This window comes from Nocardioides sp. NPDC057577 (genome assembly GCF_042801335.1).
In the GTDB taxonomy this organism is placed as follows: domain Bacteria; phylum Actinomycetota; class Actinomycetes; order Propionibacteriales; family Nocardioidaceae; genus Nocardioides.
Map to the genome: position 1 here is coordinate 5,590 of NZ_JBHVGB010000217.1, position 3,567 is coordinate 9,156.

Consider the following 3,567-nt stretch of genomic DNA (forward strand, 5'->3'; position numbering starts at 1 on the left):
GCCCGGGACAGCGGCCGCTCGGCCGGGAGGATCTTCACCAGTTGTAGTCGAGGAACTTTCCGTCGAAGGTGACCACGACCCGGTCCCCGCCGGGATCGGCGCGGCGAGCGATGTCGACCTTGAAGTTGATCGCGCTCATGATGCCGTCGCCGAACTCCTCGTGGATCAGCTCCTTGAGGGCAGGGCCGTAGACGGCCAGGGCCTCGTGGAAGCGGTAGATCGTCGGGTCGGACGCCACCCCGGGGGCCGCGCCACGGTAGGGCTGGACCTGCAGCGCCTCGACGACCTCGGGCTCGAGGCCGAGCAGATCGCCGGCGGCCTCCGCCTCGGCCGCGCTCATCGGGTGCTGGCCGAGCAGGGCGGCGGTGGTCCACACCGGCGCCCGGCCGACCCGCTCGGCGATCTGGGCCCAGGTGATCCCGGCACGCAGTCGGGCGGAGGTGACCGCCGCGGCGGCCTCGGTCTTGCTCAAGATGGGCTGGGTCATCTGCTCAGGCCTCGCTCGCGACGGTCGACTTGCTGGGAGCCACCGGCTCAGGACGCGCACGCTCCGTGCCGGTTCGGTGGTGGGTGGCGTAGATGACCAGGCCGACGAAGGTCAGGCCTCCGACCAGGTTGCCGAGGACGGTCGGGATCTCGTTCCAGAGCAGGTAGTCGCCGACGGTGAAGTCGCCGCCGAGCATCAGCCCCGAGGGGAAGAGGAACATGTTGACGACCGAGTGCTCGAAACCCAGGTAGAAGAAGACCATGATCGGCATCCACATCGCGATCACCTTGCCGGGCAGGCTGTCGGACATCATCGCGCCGACCACGCCGGTGGAGACCATCCAGTTGCACATCACGCCGCGTACGAAGAGGGTCAGCATCCCTGCGGCACCATGGTCGGCGTAGCCCAGCGTCCGGCCCTCGCCGATGGCGCCGATCGCCTGGCCGACCGCATCGGGTTCCACGGAGAACCCGTAGGTGAAGTAGATCGCCATCATCACCGCCGTGGTCAGCGCGCCGGCGAAGTTTCCGACGAAGACCAGGCCCCAGTTGCGCATCATCGCGCCGAAGGTGACGCCGGGGCGCCGGTCCAGCCAGGCCAGCGGAACCAGGGTGAAGACACCGGTCAGCAGGTCGAAGCCGAGTAGGTAGAGCATGCAGAAGCCGACCGGGAAGAGCACCGCACCGATGAGCGGCTCGCCGGTCTTGGCGCCGATGGTGACCGCGAACGCGGCCGCCAGCGCCAAGATGGCTCCCGCCATGTAGGCACGTATCAACGTGTCTCTGGTCGACATGAAGACCTTGGACTCGCCGGAGCTGATGATGCGGCCGGCAAGCTCCCTCGGGCTCACGTAGGACATGGGTCGCCTCCTGGGGACGAGGTGGGCACGTAGGACTGGAACCTCGGATCGCCGTTGACCCACGCTCATGCCATCACCTGAGGCGGCCACCCGAGTAGGCCATCCGCGCACGATCTGCGGCGATCTGCGCGTCACGGGATCGGGTTAACCGAAGCGATACAGGCAGGCGAACGATCCCGAAACCAGGCGAAGCCAACCTGGGTCGGATGGAACCGCTCGACGACGATCTGCTGGCCGCGGTGGTCAACGTGACCCCCACCGCGCTGTGGGTGATCGGTGCCGACGGCACCGTCCAGCTGGCCAACCAGGCCGCGCTGTCCCTGCTCGGCTACAGCTCGGCCGACGAGATCATCGGCGCGCCCAGCCACGAGACGCTCCACGATCACCACCCCGACGGGACCGCGTATCCCTCCGAGGCCTGCCCGATCCTCGGCCGCCCGGGATCGCCCGCCAACTCAGCACCGGAGTGGTTCTTCACCCGACAGGGCCGACCGTTGCCGGTCGCCTGGTCCACCCGCGCCGTCGGTGCCGCCGGGGCCAGGCTGCTCTCCTTCGCCCTCGCCCCTCATGCCCCCGGCTTCGCGCTCGACGAGGTCGACGAGGTCGACATCACCACGCGCTACGCCCTTCGCGCGGCGGTGGACAAGCGCGTGCGCGAGCGCTTCCGGGACCCGGAGTTCACCGCGGCCACGCTCGCCGCGGAGCTGCATCTGTCCGTACGTTCCGTCCAGGCTCTGCTGGCCGAGGACGGTCGCTCGCCCGCGGCCGAGATCCGACGGGCCCGCCTCGAGTTCGCCGGCGCACTGCTCTCCCGCGGTGCCACCGTCTCCGACGCCTGCCGCGCCAGCGGATTCAGCGAGGTCGGTACGTTCGGTCGTGCCTTCCGTCGTCAGTACGGCCAGACCCCGAGCTCCTGGGCACGAGCCGCCGGGTAGCCACGGCCGAGGCGGGATCGACACCCACCGCCGGCACGGCACATGTGGACGGCCATGGCGACATGAGCTCCCCACGAGCTCGCAGGCGGGTGCGGCATGACGCTCTCCGGACACGATTTTGCTTTCCCGTCCGAACGCGGACGGATGGGGCGGTCGGGTGGGTAGCATCAAACATGTGATCGCGACACCGACCTGGAGAAGCCGGGCATCGCGGCTTCTCGGTGAGATGGTCCGGTTCCTCGCGGTCGGTGGTCTGGCCACCGCGGTCTCGTTCGTGGGCTTCAACGCGTTGGCGCACGGTCTGCTCTTCGGTGTCGCCCCGCTGCGGAGCTATCCGATCGTCGCGTACGTGGTGGCCAACGTCGTCGCCGGGATCGTGGCGTACGTCGGGACCCGGGTGTGGGCCTTCCGGGAACGCGAGGCGCGTGACCAGACCACCGGTGTGGTCAGGTTCTTCGTGCTGGGTGCGCTCACGATGGCCATCCCGGTCGTGTGCCTGTGGATCAGCCGCTACGTCCTAGGTCTCTCCAGCCCGCTCGCGGACAATCTGTCGGCCAACGTGATCGGGCTGGGGATCAGCACGGCGACCCGATTCTGGGTGTTCCGCCGGTTCGTGTTCAACCAGCCCGTCACCCGTGAGCCGTGGGGGCCCGCCGCATGACGACCCGACCGCAGGCGCACCGCCGTCTGCTGCCTCGGGTCGCGGGGCGGACCTCGACGGAGGACAGCTGAGCCCGTGGCACGAGGTGACCACATCTTCGTCCGCCGAGGCCGGGGACGGTATTACACCCACCACGGCATCGACGGTGGCGACGGGACCGTCATCCACTACACCGGCACGGCCGCCACCGGCAGGCGTGTCGAGCGGAGCTCGCTCGAGTCCTTCGCCGACGGCGGGGAGGTGTTCGTCCGTACCTACCGCGGCCGGCCGCCGGTCGAGGAGATCATCAGCCGAGCCGAGTCCCGCCTCGGGATGAGTGGCTACCACCTGGTCAGGAACAACTGCGAGCACTTCGCGACCTGGGCCTCGACCGGGTCGGCCGCGAGCAGGCAGGTGCGCAGCTGGGCGATGGCGGCGCCCGGGGCTCTCGCCTCGCTCGCCATGGCTCAGGCCGCCGGGGTCCATCTGATCGTCCTGGGGACCGTGAGCATGTGTGCCTATGCCCTACGGGGCCTGTGGCACCGTCGTAGCGGGGGCCGGACCGTGGTGCCCGTCGACGGCGACCGGGACTGCGCCCCCTGAGCCGGACGACAGTTGCTGTCGTACGCAACGGACGGTGCGGGCC

Annotated in this window: 5 protein-coding genes; 3 read left to right on the forward strand and 2 right to left on the reverse strand. The window is 69.5% G+C overall.

The features are described from left to right. Positions 1–34 precede the first annotated feature (34 nt). On the reverse strand, positions 35–487 hold the full coding sequence (gene cynS, locus ACFU7D_RS26815) for a cyanase (RefSeq protein WP_378873125.1): 453 nt from the start codon (positions 485–487) through the stop codon (positions 35–37). Positions 488–491: 4 nt separating this feature from the next. After that, positions 492–1,346 carry a formate/nitrite transporter family protein gene (locus ACFU7D_RS26820; RefSeq protein ID WP_378873127.1) on the reverse strand — a complete coding sequence of 285 codons (855 nt, stop codon included), beginning with the start codon at positions 1,344–1,346 and terminating at the stop codon, positions 492–494. A gap of 206 nt (positions 1,347–1,552) precedes the next feature. Here ACFU7D_RS26820 and ACFU7D_RS26825 point away from each other — a divergent pair, with 206 nt between their 5' ends. From ACFU7D_RS26825 to ACFU7D_RS26835, 3 genes are all read left to right on the forward strand, one after another. Next, on the forward strand, positions 1,553–2,281 hold the full coding sequence (locus ACFU7D_RS26825) for a helix-turn-helix domain-containing protein (protein WP_378873129.1): 729 nt from the start codon (positions 1,553–1,555) through the stop codon (positions 2,279–2,281). A gap of 175 nt (positions 2,282–2,456) precedes the next feature. Continuing rightward, positions 2,457–2,942, forward strand: coding sequence for a GtrA family protein (locus ACFU7D_RS26830; RefSeq protein ID WP_378873131.1), 486 nt, complete (start codon positions 2,457–2,459; stop codon positions 2,940–2,942). A 75-nt stretch (positions 2,943–3,017) separates the two neighbouring features. Beyond that, on the forward strand, positions 3,018–3,524 hold the full coding sequence (locus tag ACFU7D_RS26835; RefSeq protein ID WP_378873133.1) for a lecithin retinol acyltransferase family protein: 507 nt from the start codon (positions 3,018–3,020) through the stop codon (positions 3,522–3,524). Positions 3,525–3,567 lie beyond the last annotated feature (43 nt).